General features: G+C 57.3%; 1 pseudogene. It reads left to right on the top strand.

The annotated features are described in order from the left end of the window. Window positions 1-171: 171 nt before the first annotated feature. Window positions 172-900, top strand: a pseudogene (locus ACFWJO_RS38250) (hypothetical protein); the annotation flags it as partial.

Here is a 900-nt window from a genome sequence, read left to right as displayed (position 1 = left end):
GCGCCTGACCCCCATGAAGGATCAGACCGCTACACCATCACGAGGGGCTTGACCCACGTTCAGATCGCTCGGCACACAATTCCCGGAGTTTGTGGCGGCTGGGCAAACCGAGTCAATCGTTATTGCGTTGCCGGACTTTCCTGAGTTTGCCTCGAAGGTAAAGGAGATCGTATGGAGCGGTCTCTAGACATACATCTGCTCGGGGAAGCGCTTGCGGGTCGCTCCGGTCTCCCGACGGCTGAGCGATTGCAAGAGCGAATGGCGCAGGCTGAAATCGCCCTAGTGCTTGATCGTCCATCTGTTGATGAGAAGCTAATTAAGACAGCATGGTACTTGCATGGCGTGGCGTCGGTAAGTGATGCGCGTCAACGCTACTCGGCAGCTCGCCAACGTCAGGCGTTCTTGGTGAGCGCCCATATTTTCGATCTTGCTCTGGCTCGAAATGACTGGAGCGATGAAGAACGCCTATCAATCGGATTTGCTGCTGCGATCGGGTATCGCCGAGGTGGTCGTGACCCAAACGCGTCCGCGATCATAACCCGACTTCAGCCCCTCTTAGGTGGAGCAGATAGCACGCAAGAACCGTCACTTGAGAATCTCTCCGTACGCGCCGGACTTGTATTTTTGAGCTTCGATGCTAAACGAGCCTTCGGTTGGCTGGCTCGGTGGCGCAGATACTTCGCGTCAATAGCACAGCAGTCGGCGATGGACAGCCTGCGCTCAACGGCCCTCGGTTCGCTGCAGACGCTCGTCCTGGCTGTGGAAGACATACTCTCGTACCTGACGCGTGGAGATTATGAACGCTACAGTCAGGGGTCTCAACGACTGCGGGAGGTAGCGACTGGCGAAACCGGGGGCGCTTCGCTCGACGCGCGTTGGGTCGCTACACATCTACTGAAC

Origin of the sequence: Streptomyces sp. NPDC127092 (assembly GCF_042722475.1) — a bacterium.
Lineage (GTDB): Bacteria > Actinomycetota > Actinomycetes > Streptomycetales > Streptomycetaceae > Streptomyces.
The sequence above is the reverse complement of the archived record's forward strand: the minus strand, read 5'-3'. Positions and strand labels throughout refer to the sequence as shown.